Below are 19,832 nucleotides of genomic sequence, written 5' to 3'. Positions count from 1 at the left end.
AAAATTAAAAGCAAAACAAATAATGTCAAGCATTTTTGCTTGACACCAAAATGAGAAAAAATAAAAGAATTGGTTACCCAATTCCAATTAATTAATCAATGTGAATATCTTCTAATTGCTCAAGGATTTTTGATAAACCAGCATTAGCATAATCAGGACCAATGAAATCAGCTTTTGCTTTAACAAAATCTAAGGCTCCGTCCATACAAATAAATTTACCTAAATAATCAGCTGCTGGCATATCGTTAGCTGAATCACCGATGTGAAAAGCTTCTTTAGGATCTATACCCAGTAGTCTACATACTTCACTGTTTGCTAAACCTTTATTGGCATCAATTGGACCAACCTCAATTGTAGTTCCATTTGATACTAAATAAAATGCTAGTTGAGGGAAACGTTGTTTTAATTCTTCTCAAAGTGCATAAGTGTCTTCTAAACTTAGGCCAAAAACTAAAATTTTTGAATATGTGGTTACTTGATCCATATCTTCATAAGTAAATCTTGGGTTTTTGGCTGCTCAAGATTTCATAAAAGGTGAATCAACATTGCCTTTAGTGTACATGTTTTTAATACCGTTTAGGTAAATAAACATCTCTTTTTCTTTAAAAATTTTCAATACTTGGTGAACTAAATCGGGATCAAGTGTTTTGCGGTATAGTTCGTTGTTGTCAATGTCTAAAATTAACGCCCCGTTCAAACAAACTATATATTTACAGCCCACTCTACGAGCTAAATTCATTGTATATTCAGTATTTCCACGCCCGGTTGAAAAAATTACAGGCTTAATTTTGTTAACTTCAATAGCTGCTAAAACATTTCTTTCACTCACGGTTTCATGACCTTGAGGTTTGTCTAGAAAAGTGCCATCTAGATCTAAAAAGTATGCTTTAGCTTGATTCTTTAAACTCTTCATAGGTGTATTATATCAAAGTTAAAAAAATAATTTTTGCATTGCTTTTTATGGCAAAAAAGCAAAAATAAAATGCATCAAGTGATGCAAATTATCAATTAGAAATTACACGGCCTTGACCATCTTTCATTTTTCCAACAATTGCTAGAATGAAATCAACTAGTGGTCAAATTCCAAGTGTAATTCAAGATCCAATTAAAAGTTTAACTAAACCTAAAAGAAAGCTTCCGGCGTACATTCTGTCAACGCCAAATGCGCCAACAAAAAATGATAATAAAGTTAATACTAATCTTGATTTTGGTGAAACTGTTAAGTTTGTACTCATTATTCTATCCTCCTATATTGTTATTTCTCCATTATACATTGGAAACTAATATTTTGATAAATTTATCCAAAATTCAGTTAATACAAGCCATAAATATAGTGATAAAATTAACCAAAAGAGGTACGATGAAGAGAAAATATTTTGCATTATTAGCCAGCTTTGGGTTTATTGCGCCAACATTTGTTACAACTAGTTGCACAAATGAATCTAAAAAGGATCATGCAGCAGTTAGCAAACCTGTTGATACCCAAGAAATACTAGTCAATAACTATCAAATCGGGGCTAATAATATCAACCAAGCAGATTTTGAGAGTTTAAAATCTGCTTTTGAATATTTTGAGAAAAATAAAAACAACAAAAAAAGCACCAAACTTGAAGAAATTAACCTATATCTGAACAAAAACTCAGATTTAGTTGCGCCTAATAACACAATCAATAGTTTGAATAACATTGCAATTAAAGTATATGGCAACAATAACAATATATTGTTCAAAAATGCCCGTTTACTATTTGATAATGATTTTTATATTTCTAACGCAAACCTGTTTTTTGACCCTATTTTTCGGGAGCTAGAGATTGGATCATTGAAAAAATTACACATTAGCAACAGTAAAATTGACTTAATTCATTCACAAAATGTTGACTTAGTGATGAATGAAGGTTCTAAATTAATTTATTCACCAAACACCACAAATCCTGAAGTATTTTTGAATCAAATTAAAGGACGAGGGCAAATAGTTATTGATCGAGGTTCAAAAATAAATTTAAATCAGTTAAATAATGATATTAGCATTATTATTAAAGATTATGGTGCTGGTAAGCATGAATTTATAGATGAAGAAATTCTGTCAGTTAATCAAAAATTTAGTGAAAATATCAACGTTAATGTGTCTTTTGAAGTGCCTAATAATTATTTTTCAACAAAATTTCCTAAACCTCAATTAGTTCGTAAAGGCAACAAATTTTATTTAAGTAACCAAGCTAACAACTCTAACACAACGTTCGAAGATAACAACATTAAATCTATTAAGTTTGTGGCTGCTGATAGTGCAAAACATAGTTATTTAGTGGGTGAAGCATTTGATTTTTCAAATTTATCATTGCTACTAACAGATAGTAATGGAAACACAAAAACCATTGAAATTAATGAAGAAAATATTGCGCTTTATTCAATAAAATTCCTGCTTTCTGGCAATGAAATTGCTATTAACCACACATTTAATGAAGACGATGTTTCACAATATTCAAATGGAGCAACTGTTCAATTTAAAATAGGTGATGCAATCAGCAACCAAGACCAAATATTCACTATTACTATACAAAACAATACCAATAACCAGCAAGAAGCCCCTAACAATGGACCAAATCAAGGCCCTGATAACCAAAGCAGTACCGACCAACACAGTAATACTGCTGATGAACAAGAAACTAGAACTATATTTGTACAAGATTTCCCTGGTCAAAATAGCGGCGGTAATGGGACTGAGCAAAATCCATTTAGAAATATAAAAGATGCGATTAACGCTGCCAACAACAACGATACAATAGTTCTAAAAAATAATGTTATTTTGCAAACTGATAGTAACAATAATTCATATAGAATCAATAAAAATGTTGTCATAGATGGTCGTGGTCATTCATTGAATATTAGAGGTAATAATTTAGTGCTTGCTTCAGATTTAACTCTTAAAGATATGAATTTAAGCTTTACTGCGGAGAACGCTAATTCAAATATATATTTATCTGGTCATATGCTAAAAATGCAAAATGTCTCAACCTTGTTATCTCAAAATCAACAATTTGAAAGACCTATAATTCGTGCTTCTTCATTCAATAATTCCCTTCAAGGTACAAAATCGCATTTAATTGTAGAAGGAACAAATAATCAGTCTAAATTTAAACAAATAGATTTAGATGCAAGCGGCAATATTAACTCAGTTTTTATTGAAATTAAGAACAAAAACACTGAAATTTTCGATGGAATTGTTGCTAATAATTCTTCTGTGAGCAGTGTTATTGAATCAAAATCCAACAAAATTGGATTAATAAATAATCAATCAAATAGTAATTTAACAATTAAGTTTTATTCAGATGCTTCTGAGCAACTTGTGATTAATAATTTTGTTATGCCAAATAAGGTATCCAATTTAACTCTTGAAAATGCAATAATAAGATTGAGTAGAACCCCAGTTTTTGTAGGTTTTGGTTTAGATTCAACCCTTTCAATTGATTCAACGTCAAGACTAGAAATAAACAACGACACTTCAGACTTGCCAAATAATTTTAAGATAAATATAGGGCAAATAAAAGGTGAAGGTGTTGTCCAGTTACCTGTAAATAATTATCTAAACCTAAAACAAATGAATAATTCAATCAACATTGAACTTGATAATTACAATTCTGATCCAAAAGTGAACGATATTTTAGTTTCGGTAGTGAATAATATTGAACAAAACGTCAATGTTAGCCTGACATTTAAACAAGCTCCACTAACCCCTTTACAAATAACCAAACAAGACAATAAATTCAAATTTGTAAATCAATCTAACTCTAAATTTGATAAAGAACACATCACTAAAATTGAGTTAGTAAACGCAGAAACATTCAAAACTGATTATTCAGTTGGCAACCAACTTGATTTCGCTAACAATTCGCTCAAATTAACTGACGTTAATGGCAAAACAATTCAAATTCCTTTAACTGTGAATGAACTAAATAAATACAATATTGTATTAGGTATTTATGAACAAATAATTCAACCAAATCATACTTTTACCCAAGATAATTTAGACTTAGCTGACGAAAATAGTTTGCAAATCACATTCGCTTTTAAGCAATTAACTTCAACTGTTTCTGCATTTTTAGATATAGCACTGAATTAAAAAAATCACTGAAAGCTCAGTGATTTTTGTACATAATTTTGCTAAATTAATGAGAGTGGATCTCAAGGTTCAATCTCAACAGTTCGTTTAGAATTAGCTTGTTCTAGTACTGCTTTTTCAATAAAATCAGGGTGGACTATTACACTATATACATACTCATCGAATCATTCATCCGTCATTGAAAAATATCCTTTGTTGCCGTTTTCGTCGCCTCATGAGTTTTCAACTTCTCATTTTAATGATTTTTCGTTTTCATCTAAATCAACGCCAACAAAAGTCATGGCGTGGTTAGGTTGTGAAAGTTTAAAGCTTAATTTGTCAGCTTTGCTTAACTTATCATTTAGATTGAAAGCTTGATCAAGTTCATATAATCTTAAATCCATTAGACCTTGTTTACGGTCAATTTGTGGACCCATATCACAGGCAAATCACACTGGTTGACCTGCTTTAAGACTATCAATTGTTGCTTTTTTTAGCACATTCATTGACACGTTAATGAATGATAATGTATTAGATTCAATAGGACCTTTGAAATATTTGGCAACAATTTTTGTGTTATGCTCATAAATATCGCGTGGATCAGCATATAGATTTACTAACTCGGTGTAATCATTTCTTGCGTATTTTTGTAAAAATTCAAGTGGTGTAATGTTGCTAATTCTTCGGAAATTTTTATCCTTGTCTCTATATTCATAGTCAAAAGTTACTGGTGGAAGCCCTAATGATTTAGCACAAATTTCAAACACTTTTTGCAATACTTCATCTTTAAATTCTTCTTTTTGTTGAGTAGTTAAATCTTTAGCTTTTAATCTATATTCCTTAGTTGCATTCAAAAGTAAAATTTGTAATACTGAGTTTAGTTGAGATGTGTTTGAGGCGTTAAAAGTTTCAGGCATTAGCGATTTAGGAACAACGCCATATTTAGTAATTAGACCTTCAGCTCATTCTCAATAACCACCATCTTCGTGACCAAAACGTAAAAACATTTCAAACAAACGATCTTGATAATCTAATTCGTTGTGTTCCATAATTAAATTTAAATATGTATTTGCTTTTTCCATTTTCTCTCAAAACATTGTGTATGCTTGTGAAAATTCAAATGATTCTACATTTAATTTTTCCAGTGCACTTGGTTTTAAGATGTTCAAGGCCGCAAAAATTCAGCAACGACCTGATGCTTTTTGGTTTGTCATTCCAGCTTTTTTGGTTTGAATATTGAATTCATTATTGTGGAAACTTCTAACTTCATTGTTGTATACAGCATTTAAAACACCGTTTTTAGTTACTGCATTTTCAACAACTTTATTGCTTTTATCAGCCTTATAATTTTCATAAAATTTTGTTATAACTTCTTTTTTTAGATTCATTTTTACTCCTTTTTATTGATAAATTGTTCAAAATCATTAATAGTTTTACTTAATCCAGCATCTTTTCAATTTGAGCCAATGTAGCTAGCATAGGCTTTAACATCTTCATGCGCATTGCCCATAGCAACCAAATAACCTACTTGTGGCAAAGCGTTTAGGTCATTTTTTGAATCACCAATGTGTGCACATTTTTTAATATCTATACCTAGTAATTTAGCAACTATTTCATTAGCGGTTCCTTTGGTTGCGTCTTTGTGAGTAACTTCAATAGAATAACCATACGAAACTATGTGAGTGCTTAAATCTGGATAATTATTGTGTAAATATTGTTCAATTTCCTTGATTCCTTCAATATCTGGCCCAAAAACTAGAAACTGTCTAATGTTTTGCTTAGTATCAAAATCAGTATATTTATGTTTTGCGAAACGATTCACTCAGTCTCTAATATTTCAATTAAAGTGGTCTTTGTAGTAAATTATTCCAGTACCATTTGCCATAAAATACAGATTTTTACTCATAAAATATTGAACAATTTGTTCTTTTGTCTTATTTTCTATGTCAACACTGTGAATAATTTTACCACGTTTATCAACAATTAGTGAACCCGTAGAACAAACCGCGTACGGAGCATTGATCATTTTCATAATTTTTTCAACCGCGCCCGCAGGTCTGCGACCTGTAGAAATAATTACTGGTTTTTGCTTTTGTAAATTTAGTAAATAATTTTGGTTCTGTTTAGACATATAACCAAAATCATCGCCCTTATCAAGCATTGTGCCATCCAGGTCTATAAAATAGCCTTCAATTTTATTTGTTTTCATGCAATAAATATACAAAATTTAACTCAAAAATGAACAAAAAAGCACGCTAACGTGCTTTAAGTTTATGAATTATTGAGATTTTGCGCTTGTAAATACTCTAACCATTTCGTCGGCTGTTTTTTGAGAATTACCTGAAATTTTAGTTGCATCAAACATTGCTGTAGCAATTGCTGTTTCCATTGCTGCTGTTTTATCATCAGTCACTAGATCCATAGTTTTAACTGGGTTTGTTGTGTCGCTTAATCTTAGGATTGATTGTAGTGATACTAGAGAAGATTTTAGGAAGTTTTTAGCTTTAATATCTGCTGCTTGTTTAGCTAAAATAGCTTCGTCTGTTGTGTTTGCTGGAACTGCTTTAATTTTTGCATCTAAAGCTTCGATTTCAGATTTAATTCATGTTTCAGTTTCTTTAGTTGTTACTGATTTTAGAGGAATAATGTAGCCTGAACCTTTTGCAAATGTTTTTCAGTTTTCTTCCATAGTTCCAGGTGTGTTGATGTCATTTTGACCTGTGTATAATCATTTAATAAATGCTTTTGTAGCTTTGTTTAGTCTTTCGTTTTTAACGTCAACTGGAATAATACTTGAACCACCTTCTTGGAAGAATTCTGGTTTACCAGTTTCTGCTAAAGTAATTTGAGGTTTCATCAATACATCTTCATCTGAAGCATTAGTTTCGAATTGTTCTACGGTTTGTTTTTTAAGAACTTGTGTAAAGAATGCTTTTGATCATGGAGTTTTTTTGTTTTGGTTTGCACCAACGCTGGCTGCGTAGCTGATAGCGCTTTTGTATAGCATAACTTCTCATGAACCTCATTCTGAGTATAGGTTTTGCATGTATTTTACTGATTGGAATACTTTATTGTCTTCCCCAACACGTTTTTCATGTCTTACAATTGATTCATTGTATGCAGTTCAAAGTGATTTAAATGCAGCTTGAACTGTTGCATCTTCAACAAGGTTGTATTTAATTCTTGTTGGTTGGTTTACATCACCTGTTTTTTCTAGTTCAAATACACTTTTGTTTGCTGGAATATTAGCGTGTAATTCTTTTAAGAATGTGTTTTCTTGATAGTCAATTGAAAGAACTTCCGAACCAATTGTTTTATCTGTAACTTTAGTTTCATCTAAAGCAACACCTTGAGTAAATTTAGCTGATAGGTCACGAACACCTTTTAATGAGGTAAAGGTTGCGTCATTAACAGTTAAACCTGCATATGCGTTATTGTTTTTAACTCTAAGAGCTAATCAAATGCTGTGTGCTGGAATGCTTGAACCTTTTGTTGAAGCTTCTTTTGCTTTCATAACAATTTCAGCTGTTTCATCAACTGTACCACCACCTTGTTTAATTAATTCAAACATTTTGTGTAGTAGGTCTAGGTTTAATGTTAATGAGTCTACGTCTGCATTGTCAAAAGGAATGTTGTATAGTCTATCATCTTCTTGGCCTGACAGTCTTGAGTGTAGGTTAGCAATTTTGTCGTCAAAAAGTGCTTTATTCACACCAGTGTCAGCAACATCTAATAATCTCCCATCTTGGTTAATTACATATGCTCCTGATTGAGCGCCTAAAATTAGGTTAGGAAGTGATTTTAGAGTTCCATTTTCAAAATTATCTTTAATGTTTTTGATTAAATCAAATTCTTTGTAAATATTTGTTTTTTCACCAAATTCTGCATTTACTTTAACATAGTCTGGTTTGGTTGATTGTGTTTTGTTGTAGTAATCAATTAGTGGGCTTAACGCTTGAGCTAAAGGTCAGTTTGATCCTTGTGCTAAACGGAAAATAACTTCGTCATCTGCTCCTTTAACTGTTTTTGGAGTATTAACTTTTTTAGTTTCACCACAAGAAACAGCAATTAAAGGTGTTGCTATTGTTGCCAAAGGTAATATTGACAATCACATTTTTTTGTTTGTTTTCATGTTTTCTCCTAATAAAATTAGTGCGATAGTATTCAAAATACTTTACAAATTATACAATGAAATTTGATTTTTAAGCCTATTTAACTATTGAATTGGTAAAATCTGGAATCGGTGCCATTTTTTGCTTATTGAATTTATTAAAACAACTTAATTATGGGAGCAAAAGTCAAAAAATATTGTTCAATAGCCACCCATTAAGTATTGTAAAAACATTAAAAAAAACATCTCTTTTGTTGAGATGTTAGTTAAATTTATTTATTTTTTTAGCAAAAATTCAATAAATAGTTAATGGGATCAAAACTGAGATTACAGCACCAGCTGATTGAATGTTTGTTAAAGCTCCTGCAGATGTAACTCCAAGCGTTAAATATCAAATTGTAATATTGGTCATGGAAGTTCCACGAAGTAAAAATAAAGGTCATAAATAATCGTTTCAAACAGCTATGAATGTAAAGATTACCAAAAGAAAGTATGCTAATTTAAGTTTAGGAAAATAAACATAGCGAATTTTTTGATGTCATTTTAGGTTGTCATTAATCATTAGTTTAGATTTTTGATCAGCTGTAGATTTAGCTAAATTAAACACATAAGTGAATGTAAAGAACGAAAAGATAGCATTTGTTATTGCAGCAAATATAGTGTTTTTGATTTCAAGGTTATTCAAAACAACTTGCAAGCTTAAATAGATAGAAAATTCAGGTATTAAGCTAATAATTAAAAAGAAATACAAGAAAACTTTTTGAAATACAGGTTTCATTTTCAATAGTCCAGCCACCGCCAATGAATAAGTAAATATTCTTAAAAGTATCATAATTGTTGCAAAAAGAAATGTATAGCCTACAGCACTTCAAAATTCAGGAGTTGCTAAACCACCAAAGTTAGATCAATTTCATTCTTTAATAACTAGATAAGTTCTTCCCTCATGTACAGATCCAGTTGAAAGTAGCGAGTTAAGTAATAAATAGTATAGTGGGAAAAGGATTAAAATGATTAATAAACCAATCGAAACATAACGCAATATTTCCTTGCCAATTAATTTATAGTTCATGTTTTAGATCCTTTCTGATTTTGATTTTAGTAGCAAAATTTTTGATTTTTTTATACATTTTGCGAATAAAACTAGGCCTTAAAGCTAAAACAACTATTAATAAAAAGACTAAATAAATAAAGCTAAAGAATGCAGCAGCATAACCCTTTTCGTACTTAGTAACAACTCCGTAATTACCACCACCCATAAACTTAATTGTATAACTAGTTAGAGTATGTGCTTTTTCAACGTCAATGTTATAAGTAGGCTCCAAAATTGCTTCTGGAAGCAATAATGAAGCAAAAATGAAGTTAGTAAATAAAATCGCAAAGAAAACTTTTGAAATTTCATTTAAATAGATAAATCTAAATCTTTGTCAAGTGTTTAAATTATCATTTATAGCTAATTTAGAATACTTCATTTTTCCACGGTTGATTGCAGAAGCAAATAACACTAAGTTAAATGGTAAAGACCTTCAAACTTGAAATAATGAATAATAAAGCCAAATAGGTAATCTGTTTTCATTAGCGGTAAAACCATATGTAGGCGCTCCTATTAGTCTGAAGAAAACACCTTTGCTACCAAAAAATAGTGTGAATGCAATACCAACGGCAAAACTAGAAATAAAGAATTGTGAATAAATCAGGCTCAAAAATGCACTTCTAGCTCTTTTAGCGATCAAATGTTCTACTGCTATAGCAAAAATTAAAGCCAATATCATTGAAACGCCAGTTCCGAGGAACAATGTAATTGTTGTATTTAGGATAGCACTTTTAAAACTAGGATCATGCAAAATATTGTTGTAATTACCCAAGTTTATTTGATAAATTGTTTTATTTGATTCATATGGATGAAACTTCAATGATTTTTCAAAAGTATTATAAATAGGAATCAATGTAAAGATCAATATGCACAACAAAAGTGGCATCACTAGCAATAAAATCTGAGTGAATGTGAGTATTTTTTGTTTATTTATTTTAATTTGCATAAACTCTGTCTCCGTTTTTATCAAAGACTAATACATCAGATTTTAAATATTTAACATTTACTCTTTGTCCAATTTTGATATCAGATTCCTTTAACACAACAGTTCAAGTAATGTTTGAGCCCATGTCGATTTGATAATGAACGCTATCACCAAAGTGTTTTTTGCCAATAATTTTGTATTTTCCGTTTTTAACAGGTTTAACTTCAACTTTATTTTGACGTATATAGTATTCACGCTTATCATCTGATTCAATGAAGTTAATTTCAGGAGAACCAATAAATTTGGCAACAAACAAATTGTTTGGATTGTCATAAAGTTGGTCTGCAGTACTGAATTGCTGCACCTTACCTTTGTCAAGCAAAATGATATTATCGCTTATTTTCATAGCATCGTGTTGATCGTGAGTAACGATAATGATGCTTAAATTAAAATCTTTTTTGATTTTTAGTAGCCAATCAATTGTTGATTCTTTAATTTTGGCATCTAATGCTGAAAAAGGCTCGTCCATTAAAACAAGATTTGTTTTTTTGATAATTCCCTTAGCAAAAGAAACTCTTTGTTTTTGCCCACCAGAAAGCTCATTAACATTTTTGTAAATAAATTTTTCGATTCCTAGCTTAGTTGCCACTTCAGTAAGCTCTTTTTTAAATAAATTTTTCAACCTTAAATCATTCAAAATCTTAAATTTTCGATTCACTGATTTAGAAAACATTAACTGACACAAGAATTTAAAATATCTTCATTTCTTAGCAAGGAGATTTGGTTTATTCGAGTATAAAGAGTTTGCATAAACAAGGTATTTTTTCAATAATTCAAAATTTATATTTTCTTCAAAGTATGAATCAAAATATTTAATACGAGCACTATCAATTCATTTAGCGTGATTTTTTGCACTCAAAAAAATGTTATCGAACACAGATACATTCTCATAAATTGAGTTTTCTTGCATGATATAAGCAATTTCATGTGTTTTGGGATCGTTTTTAATCTTTATTGAACCAGAATTTGGTTTTAAATAACCTAGCAACAGGTTAAGCAAGGTAGTTTTACCAGAACCCGAAGGACCCAGCAATGATACAATTTCACCACCTTTTATGTGCAATTCATCAATATCTACATCAATAAAATCAGACTTTTTATTGTACTTAAATTTCAAGTCCTTAATATTAACCAAATAATATTCATCATTCATAAATTTATCTTTCATAATCTTTAAATTATAAGTCAAATACCATATAAAAATGTATAAAGATATTAAATAACTTTGTTTTTTTATATCTAAAAATTATTATTTATACTCATTTTATAGGCTTTTATGTAAAAACTAGAATCAATAACATATACTGCTAAAAATATAAACTTATTCTTAATATTATTATTAGCAATAAATTTATTTTTAAATTAAAATTTAGAACATGAATATTAAAACATATGATGCTTTAGTTGTTGGTGGGGGGCACGCAGGTCTAGAGGCTGCGTTTGCTTTAGCACACCAAGGACACAAAACACTATTAATTTCTTTCAATAAAAACAGGTTAGGAATGATGCCATGCAACCCTTCAATTGGAGGTCCCGCTAAAGGAATAATAACACGTGAAATTGATGCTTTAGGCGGTATGCAAGGTTTATGAGCTGATTTAGCTACAATTCAGCTTAAAATGCTAAACCAATCTAAAGGTCCTGCGGTATGAGCTTTAAGAGCACAAATTGATAAAGAAAAATACTCGCAAATTATTGGTGAATATGTTGAAAAAGAGCCGAATCTTGACTTACTAGAAGCAGGAGTTGAATCTTTAATTGTTGAAAATGGAACTTTTAAAGGTGTGGTGATTGACTCTGGAGAGCAAATTTTTGCAAAAGTTGGAGTTATTACTACAGGCACCTACATGGATTCAAGAATCTTAAGGGGATCTGAGTCAGTATCAAGTGGTCCAGATAACGAAAAAACAACAAAAAATCTTTCCGAATCATTAAAACAAGCAGGTTTTAGTTTGCAAAGACTTAAAACTGGTACACCTCCCAGAATTTGATCAGATTCAATTGATTATACAGAAGTTGAGCAAGAAGTTCTGGAAGATATCAACTTGAGCTTTTCATCTAGATCGCACGTGGACACACCTGCTCAAATTGCTTGCCATCTTACTTACACAACTCCTGAAACACACGAATTAATTAATGCAAACTTACACAAAAGTGCAATGTATTCAGGATTAATTGAAGGTATTGGGCCAAGATATTGTCCTTCTATTGAAGACAAAATTGTTAAATTTGCCGAAAAACCTCGTCACCAAATTTTCTTTGAACCCGAAACAGCTGATGGCTCAATAACATACGTGAATGGTTTATCAACATCATTGCCAATTGACGTGCAAGATAAACTAATCAGAACTATCCCAGGTTTAAAAAACGCCAGAGTACAAAAATGAGCTTATGCTATTGAATACGACGCAATTGATCCATTGCAGTTAAAACCATCATTAGAAACAAAAGTTGTTGAAAACTTATTCACTGCGGGCCAAATTAATGGTACAAGTGGCTATGAAGAGGCTGCTGGTCAAGGAATTATTGCCGGGATTAATGCTGGATTAAAAATACAAAATAAAGAACCCGTAATTATTTTGCGTAACCATGGTTATTTAGGTGTATTGATTGATGATTTAGTAACAAAAGGAACTAAGGAACCTTACAGAATGCTTACATCACGCGCTGAATACAGACTTCTTTTGCGTAATGATAATGCAGATATTAGATTAGCAGAATACGGCTTCTATGCTGGCACATTGTCAAAAGAACAATACCAAGAAGTTATTGATAAATATGCAGTAATTGATGCTGAAATTGAACGTTTACACAACACATTCTTATCTGGAAAATCGGAACTAGCACACAAATATAAAATTTATGATGGTGTAACCATGTTAAAAGTTTTATCGCGTCCCGATGTAGATCCTGATGATGTAATTGGCGATTTTAAATACAAGCGTGAATTAACAATAATGGTTAGATTGCACGGCTATATTGAAAAACAAAAAACTGATGCAACTAAAATGGTGCGTTTGGAAAACTTAAAAATTCCTGCAGACATTGACTATGAAAAAGTTAAAAATATTGCTACTGAAGCCAAACAAAAATTCATGGCAATTAAACCGCTTACCATTGGTCAAGCAAGTAGAATTAGTGGAATTAACCCAGCTGATATCCAAATGTTAATGTTCCACATTGAAAGCAGAAATAGTGAGAAAAATTAAACTTATTGTAGTTGGGTCAGTCTCTAGCGAATTTAAACAAATTTCTCAACATTATGAAAAACGTGTTGCTCAATACTCAAATTTTTCAATAATTGAGGTCAAAGAGCAAAGCAACGAAAAAAATTCTGAAGTTAAAAAGCTAAAAGAAACTAATTCAATTATTGAACATATTGATAAGTCTAGTTTTGTAGTTTTATGCTCGTTGCAAGGTAAACAAATTGACTCTGTACAGCTAAGTCAATATGTTGATAGTAATCAAGATTTAACCTTTATTATTGGCGGTTCTGACGGGATGCAAGAAGATTTAATTCCGCACAATTTAAAAATTTGCTTTTCTAAAATGACTTTTCCACACCAACTTTTTCGAGTTATGTTACTAGAGCAAATATATAGAGCAAACACAATATTGGCAAACAAAAAATATCATAAATAAACACAAATTTACTCAAAATACTTGAATTTTGTGTTTATTTTTATTAATTTAATCTGTTAACAAACAAATTAGCTTGATAATTTAATATAATTAAATTAATCAATAAATTGGAGGATATATGAGCAAAAAATACAAATTTTTACTTTCTTCATTAGTTACAATGGCTTCAATGCCAATGTTGGCTGCGGCTTGTACAAACGATCAAAAAGTTAGAAGCGAAGCTGAACAAAAAGAATATCTTGAAACTGAAATCAAGAAATTAAAAAAATCAGATCAATTAGCACTAATTGATAAATTATTTACAGATGCTGACCAAAAAGCTGAATTAATTTCAAAATTAAACTCAGGAGCTGGAATCGTATCAGCTATTGTTTGATACATGAAATCAGCCGAACAAAGAATGGCTTCTTTACAAGCTTACGCGTTAGCAACTGCTGCATTTGATAATCTTAAACTTAAGGCTGAGAACGATAATATCGAATACGACAAAGTAAACAAAGAAACAGGTATTGTATCCAACCCAACAGAAGGAAAAGCTATTCCGGTTGTGTTTATGGATATTGACGAAACTGTATTCATGAATGAATACACTGAAAGTTGAACAGTTGTTAAAAACAATGGAAAATTCAGTGAAGACTTAAAAGATAGCGTTGATGCCAAAGGGCAAAGAAGAGCTATTCCTGGTGCAATTGAATTTATCAAACACGTGTTTGAAAATGGTGGTGTTGTTTTATTTAACTCAGGAATTAGACAACTTGAATCTTCAATTCAAGGAATTAAAAAGAATTTAATTGCTGCTGGATTACCTGAAAAATATGTACACGATTGAATGTTTTGATGTTCAGGTGTTATTCCAGTTGATAAAGATGGTCAATTTAGCGATAAAACACCATGAAAAACAGCTATTGAAGCCTTCAAAAACACTGAAGATTCTTCAGAACGCAAAAAACTTGCTAAAGCCACAAGCAAAAACCAAAGAATGAATGCTGTAAGTGACAACACTGCAGGCTGAAACTTTGGAGCTAGTCAGACTGGTTCAGGAGATAAAATTGTTGCCAAGGTTATTATGAAAATTGGTGACGATTTCAACGATTTTTATGACGATGCGTATAAACCATTAGAAAGCAATGATAAAAATGTTGAATTTTCAAAAAATGAGAAAATTCAAAAACTTTTCACGGATTATAAAGGCGCTCAAGGTGTAAAAGTGACAGCAACATACCAAACAAATGAGTCTGGATATGTTACTGGTGTAAACGCTAATATTCAAGATTTAAGTTGACACCAATTTAACGTGCAAGTACCAGGAAACGCAATGTATGGTGGTTGACAAAAAGAATTTAGTTATGGTTCATACAAAAAACTTTGAGAAGCATTAAAACAAATTAATGCAAACTCAAATGATGCTAAAGAAAGCACCACAACAGGACAATAATACACTAGCAACACTAAGGTTGCTTTTGTTGTAAATTCAATATAAAAATAAAAATTTTATTATAAAATTAGTAAATATATCAAGTTAGATATTTAAGGAGATTTATGTCAAAGAAAAACATCACTATTGATGAAAACAAAGTAGAAATCAAAAAAACTGTTGAATTAAAAGGTAAAGATTGAGAACAATACCAAGAAAAATCAACAACAGATTTAATTAAAAACCTAAAAATTAAAGGCTTTAGAAAAGGTAAAGTTCCTGCTGATGTTGCTCGTAAATACATTTCACAAGGTCAAGTGTTTGAAGATGCACTAAACAAATATTTAGCTAGCGAATTACAAAATATCTTTGAAGAATTAAAAGCGGAAACAAGCAGAGTTGTTGCTGTTCAACCAAACATTAGCATTCAAGAAATTAGCAAAGAGTCAGTTAAATTTGACGTTATTTATCCACTTGATGCTGACTTGTCAAAAATTGATGATAAAGATGTTAAAGTTAAATTTGAATTACCAAAAGTTACTGACAAAGATGTAGATGCTTACATTGAAGAAAAATTAAAAGAAACAGCTATCCAATTGCCGCTTGAAGCAAATGATAAAACTCAATTAGGCGACACAGTTACACTTAACTACAAGGGTTATGTAAACGATGAAGCTTTTGACGGTGGTCAAGCTGAAAAATTTGATCTTAAATTAGGTTCAAAAACATTTATTGACACATTTGAAGAACAACTTGTTGACAAAACAGTAGGTTACAAAGGTGAAGTTGTAGTTACATTCCCTAAAACATACCCAGTTGATAAATTAGCGGGCCAAAAAGCTACTTTTGATGTTGAAATTGTTGCAGCAAAAAGACCTGAAAAAACTGAATTAACTGAAGAAAACTTATATGCTTTAAGAGCTGGCCAAGCTAAAACAGTTGAAGAAGCAAAACAAGTTCTAAAATGAGTTATTTTAAATAACGAGATTGAATTATCATTAAACAAATTTATCGAAGCATACGTTTCAGAAACAGTTGCTAAAAACGAAGTTAAAATAAATGATCTATTCATTCGTTACCAAGTTGAACAAAAACGTAAACAAGTTGTTGATCAACTTAAACAACAAAACATTAAATTTGAAGAATACTTACACGTTTTAGACAAAACTGAAGAAGAATTTGATAAATTAGTGTTTGAAGAAGAAAAACAAAACATTGCTTTCAGTTTAGTTGCTCAACACCTACTAAAATCAGTTTCAGAAGGTAAAGAACTTTCAAAAGAAGAAATTCAAACTTGAGCTAGCCTAACTTCAATGAGTACAGGATTGCCAACAGTATTTCTAACTGGTTTCTTCTTGCAAGATGAAGCTAACAAAAAACAAATTGAAGAACGTATTTTAGAAAGAAAACACATTAAAGCATTACTTCTAGCTAAAGATGCTAAAAATGGTGAAAAACTTGCTAAATTAGAAGAAGAATTAGTTACTGAAGCAAACAAAATTTCTGAAGAATGAAACAAAAGAGCTGAAGAATTAAAAGCTCAAAGAGAAAAAGAAATTGCTGAAGCTGCAGCTAAAAAAGAAGCTGAAAACAAAGCAAAAGAAGAAAAATAATATTGATGTCGCGTTAGCGACATTTTTATATACAACGCCTTAGTGTTCTTTTTGTTAAAATATATAAATATTAAGGAGTGAAAATGCTACACATTGTCTTATATCAACCTGAAATTTCGCCAAACACTGGCAATATAATTAGAACTTGCTATGCCTTGGGAGCTAAATTGCACATAATCAAACCTTTAGGTTTTGAATTATTACCATCCAAACTTTCTAGACCTGCAGCAGGACGTTTACTAAGTGATATTCAACACGAAGTCCATGCCAGTTATGAAGATTTTGCACAAAAATACTCAGATAAACACATTTTTTACATAACTCGCTACGGCTTAAAAAGTTATGTGGAACCAAATTATAAAAGTGTTGCTAAAAAAGATGGCGAGATTTGAGTGATGTTTGGACGTGAATCAACAGGGATTGACAAAGAAATTTTGACAAAAAATATTGAAAATTGCTTGCGTATTCCAATGGTTTCAGCGATGCGTAGTATGAATTTAGCTAACTGCGTTAGCATCATTGGATTTGAAGTGATGAGACAGTTGAATTTTGACGGATTAAGCTTTTTTGAAACTCAAAAAGGTAAACACTATTTGGAGCAAGATGGAGAATAAATTTATTTCCAGCACCGCTAACGAAACCATTAAACGAGTCAAAAAAATACTGGCCAAAGGCGATGAAAATTTATTTATTATTGAAGGTCAACACTTAATCAACGAAGCAGTAAACAGCGGAGCTAAAATTGAACAAATATTTGAGTTAAATACTCAAAATTTGTTCCCAAACTCAATAAAAATAACTGATAACGTGCTTAATTCAATATCAACAACCAAAACACCACAAGGCAGTGTTGCTTTAGTTCGTAAACCCCAAAACACAAATGTAGAAAACAATATTGTGTTTTGTGACAATGTTCAAGACCCTGGCAATGTTGGAACAATTATTAGAACTGCTTTGGCTTTTGGTTTCGATACTATATACACGAATGTAGATGTATACAATCCTAAAATAATTCGTTCAACTCAAGGCGCAATATTCAAAATTAAAGTTGTTAAATACACTGCTGCTGAACAAGAATTAATGAAGCTAAAACAAACTCATGCAGTGTATATGACTACATTAGATACTGATTCTGTCGCATATGATTCAATTTCATATCCAACCCAAAATAAGGTGATAGTACTAGGTAATGAGGGCAGAGGGATTAATCCAAATCTATATAAATATGCAACAAATAAAATATATATCCCAATTTATTTTGAAAGCTTAAATGTAGCCGTGGCCGCAGGAATAATATTGAATGAATGTAAGCGAGGTAACAATGAACAATAAAGAGAAAATTATTGAAAAATTCAATAATACTAAGCGTGAATTAAACGGTTATAGCGTCCCTGGTATTCATGAAGTTATTAATGAATTTGTTTATTTATGTGAACAACAGCAAATTCAAATCAAAAACTTAGAGGAAATTATAGCTAAACAAGTAGGCGAAATAGATGCTCTTAAAGCACAAGTTAGTCGTCTTGAATTCCAAAATAAATTAGAAAGTGATGAAAAATAATGAAAATTGGAGAAGATTACAACAACTTAATTAACTGATACCCAGGCCATATGGCTAAGGGTATGAAGGAAATTAAAACAAACGCAACTTTAGCCGATATTTTTATTATTGTTCTTGATGCGCGCTGCCCAATTAGTAGCTATAACGAAGATTTTGATTCAATCGCTCCACAAAAACCTCGTTTATTTGTGATTACTAAATCTGATTTAATGGATAAAAATAAAAAACAGCACATTGAAGCCAGATTTAAAGGTTCAACAATTTTATGATTAGACCTAAGAAAGCAGTCCTCACGTCAAATCATTTTAAATAACATCAAAAAAATAATGCAGCCTAAAATTCAAAAAGATAAACAAAAAGGCCTATTAAATCCAAAGGTTAAAGCATTCGTTTTAGGTGTGCCAAACGCTGGAAAAAGCACTTTAATTAATTTGATAAGTCAGAAAAAATCTTTAAAAGTGGCTAACTACCCAGGAGTTACGCGCGCTAAGCAATGAGTAGCAATTGACGAATTCTTTTTCATGGATACACCAGGGATTTTAATCCCTAAACAAGAAGACCAGATCGCTGCTACTAAGCTGGCAATGATTGGTTCAATTGAAACAAAAATTTTTCCAACTGTGTTTTTAGCTAATAGTTATATTGATGTGATCCATACATATTATCCTGACAAATTCAACGAAGAATTTGGTGTTGATATTAATCAATATTCAGTCTTAGATGAAGTGATAAAACACAATATCTTTAGCACTATAGCTAACAATAAAAACTTTAAAATTAATAATAAAATTGACCTGCCACGAGCTTATAAATACTTCTTAAACTGGGTTCGTGAGTTAAAAGGCGTGACATACGATTAGGAGAAAAATGAAGAGAAAAAAACATACATTTGAAGAAAAAGTTGATATTTGGCAAAAAGTCATTGATAAAAATTATCACATTTTAAAGTCAAGAACTTGATTCAATATTCAATCAACTAGCATTATTGCGTTGCTGTTTAGTGCCGTGTTTGGTCTTTTAATTTACGCATTAGTGAGACCAGCTACATCTAACACTGTATCAGCAACAAATATTTCAGCAGTCGTAATTATAGGGCTTTGTGCTATTGCGGTTTGGTATTTTGTAAGCGTCAACATTTTCTTTTTTTCAATAGTAAAACGTGTTGAAAAAGGCGCAGATATTTTTAAAATGCGTAAGCAAGTACAATTGTGAATCCGCTTAGGATTAATTCGTTGACCAAGCAAGTACATTCTGCCAACTGAAGATGATATTGAAAAATTCAGTAAATAAACGAAAAAAATTAGGTTTTGGAGACCTAAT

Annotated in this window: 18 protein-coding genes; 10 read left to right on the top strand and 8 right to left on the bottom strand. The window is 31.0% G+C overall.

Annotated features, from left to right (window positions below):
* Positions 1-91 precede the first annotated feature (91 nt).
* Together T329_RS0101305 and T329_RS0101300 are read right to left on the bottom strand one after the other, a co-directional pair.
* Positions 92-913: an HAD-IIB family hydrolase gene (locus T329_RS0101305; protein WP_051630118.1), complete on the bottom strand. Its 822-nt coding sequence runs from the start codon at positions 911-913 to the stop codon at positions 92-94.
* 88 nt (positions 914-1,001) lie between these two features.
* Positions 1,002-1,235: a TM2 domain-containing protein gene (locus T329_RS0101300; RefSeq protein WP_029608643.1), complete on the bottom strand. Its 234-nt coding sequence runs from the start codon at positions 1,233-1,235 to the stop codon at positions 1,002-1,004.
* Between the two features lie 125 nt (positions 1,236-1,360).
* On the opposite strand from T329_RS0101300, the gene T329_RS0101295 reads away from it, so the two are divergent.
* Positions 1,361-4,117: a hypothetical protein gene (locus tag T329_RS0101295; RefSeq protein WP_029608642.1), complete on the top strand. Its 2,757-nt coding sequence runs from the start codon at positions 1,361-1,363 to the stop codon at positions 4,115-4,117.
* Between the two features lie 41 nt (positions 4,118-4,158).
* Here T329_RS0101295 and T329_RS0101290 read toward each other — a convergent pair whose 3' ends face one another.
* The 6 genes from T329_RS0101290 to T329_RS0101265 form a co-directional block, all read right to left on the bottom strand.
* Positions 4,159-5,484 carry a C1 family peptidase gene (locus T329_RS0101290; protein ID WP_029608641.1) on the bottom strand — a complete coding sequence of 442 codons (1,326 nt, stop codon included), beginning with the start codon at positions 5,482-5,484 and terminating at the stop codon, positions 4,159-4,161.
* 2 nt (positions 5,485-5,486) lie between these two features.
* A complete protein-coding gene (locus T329_RS0101285; protein WP_029608640.1) occupies positions 5,487-6,305 on the bottom strand; it encodes an HAD family hydrolase in 819 nt (272 codons plus the stop codon).
* A gap of 69 nt (positions 6,306-6,374) precedes the next feature.
* Positions 6,375-8,228: a P68 family surface lipoprotein gene (locus T329_RS0101280; RefSeq protein WP_029608639.1), complete on the bottom strand. Its 1,854-nt coding sequence runs from the start codon at positions 8,226-8,228 to the stop codon at positions 6,375-6,377.
* 241 nt (positions 8,229-8,469) lie between these two features.
* On the bottom strand, positions 8,470-9,276 hold the full coding sequence (locus T329_RS0101275; RefSeq protein ID WP_029608638.1) for an ABC transporter permease family protein: 807 nt from the start codon (positions 9,274-9,276) through the stop codon (positions 8,470-8,472).
* The gene (locus T329_RS0101270) at positions 9,266-10,243 is read right to left on the bottom strand and encodes a carbohydrate ABC transporter permease (protein ID WP_029608637.1); all 978 of its coding nucleotides are present in this window, start codon (positions 10,241-10,243) and stop codon (positions 9,266-9,268) included. Before T329_RS0101270 ends, T329_RS0101275 begins: the two co-directional genes overlap by 11 nt.
* Positions 10,233-11,450 (bottom strand): ATP-binding cassette domain-containing protein, encoded by a 1,218-nt coding sequence (locus T329_RS0101265; protein WP_029608636.1) that lies wholly within the window; start codon positions 11,448-11,450, stop codon positions 10,233-10,235. The genes T329_RS0101270 and T329_RS0101265 overlap by 11 nt, the downstream gene beginning before the upstream one ends.
* 208 nt (positions 11,451-11,658) lie before the next feature.
* On the opposite strand from T329_RS0101265, the gene mnmG reads away from it, so the two are divergent.
* The 9 genes from mnmG (at position 11,659) to T329_RS0101220 (ending at position 19,802) form a co-directional block, all read left to right on the top strand.
* Positions 11,659-13,491, top strand: a complete 1,833-nt coding sequence (mnmG, locus tag T329_RS0101260) for a tRNA uridine-5-carboxymethylaminomethyl(34) synthesis enzyme MnmG (RefSeq protein ID WP_029608635.1) — start codon at positions 11,659-11,661, stop codon at positions 13,489-13,491.
* A complete protein-coding gene (locus T329_RS0101255; protein WP_029608634.1) occupies positions 13,478-13,924 on the top strand; it encodes a 23S rRNA (pseudouridine(1915)-N(3))-methyltransferase RlmH in 447 nt (148 codons plus the stop codon). The genes mnmG and T329_RS0101255 overlap by 14 nt, the downstream gene beginning before the upstream one ends.
* Before the next feature lie 118 nt (positions 13,925-14,042).
* Positions 14,043-15,359: an HAD family acid phosphatase gene (locus T329_RS0101250; RefSeq protein WP_029608633.1), complete on the top strand. Its 1,317-nt coding sequence runs from the start codon at positions 14,043-14,045 to the stop codon at positions 15,357-15,359.
* Between the two features lie 104 nt (positions 15,360-15,463).
* Complete coding sequence (tig, locus tag T329_RS0101245) at positions 15,464-16,951, top strand: trigger factor (RefSeq protein WP_029608632.1); 1,488 nt, start codon at positions 15,464-15,466, stop codon at positions 16,949-16,951.
* A gap of 83 nt (positions 16,952-17,034) precedes the next feature.
* Positions 17,035-17,565: a tRNA (cytidine(34)-2'-O)-methyltransferase gene (locus tag T329_RS0101240; RefSeq protein ID WP_029608631.1), complete on the top strand. Its 531-nt coding sequence runs from the start codon at positions 17,035-17,037 to the stop codon at positions 17,563-17,565.
* Positions 17,555-18,283, top strand: a complete 729-nt coding sequence (locus T329_RS0101235; RefSeq protein ID WP_029608630.1) for a TrmH family RNA methyltransferase — start codon at positions 17,555-17,557, stop codon at positions 18,281-18,283. Before T329_RS0101240 ends, T329_RS0101235 begins: the two co-directional genes overlap by 11 nt.
* Positions 18,273-18,512 (top strand): hypothetical protein, encoded by a 240-nt coding sequence (locus tag T329_RS0101230; RefSeq protein WP_029608629.1) that lies wholly within the window; start codon positions 18,273-18,275, stop codon positions 18,510-18,512. Before T329_RS0101235 ends, T329_RS0101230 begins: the two co-directional genes overlap by 11 nt.
* Positions 18,512-19,372, top strand: coding sequence for a ribosome biogenesis GTPase YlqF (ylqF, locus tag T329_RS0101225; RefSeq protein ID WP_029608628.1), 861 nt, complete (start codon positions 18,512-18,514; stop codon positions 19,370-19,372). Before T329_RS0101230 ends, ylqF begins: the two co-directional genes overlap by 1 nt.
* Before the next feature lie 7 nt (positions 19,373-19,379).
* The gene (locus tag T329_RS0101220) at positions 19,380-19,802 is read left to right on the top strand and encodes a hypothetical protein (RefSeq protein WP_029608627.1); all 423 of its coding nucleotides are present in this window, start codon (positions 19,380-19,382) and stop codon (positions 19,800-19,802) included.
* Positions 19,803-19,832: the final 30 nt, after the last annotated feature.

The organism is Mycoplasma simbae ATCC 49888, from assembly GCF_000702705.1.
GTDB classification, from domain to species: Bacteria; Bacillota_I; Bacilli_A; order Mycoplasmatales; family Metamycoplasmataceae; genus Mycoplasmopsis; species Mycoplasmopsis simbae.
The sequence above is the reverse complement of the archived record's forward strand: the minus strand, read 5'-3'. Positions and strand labels throughout refer to the sequence as shown.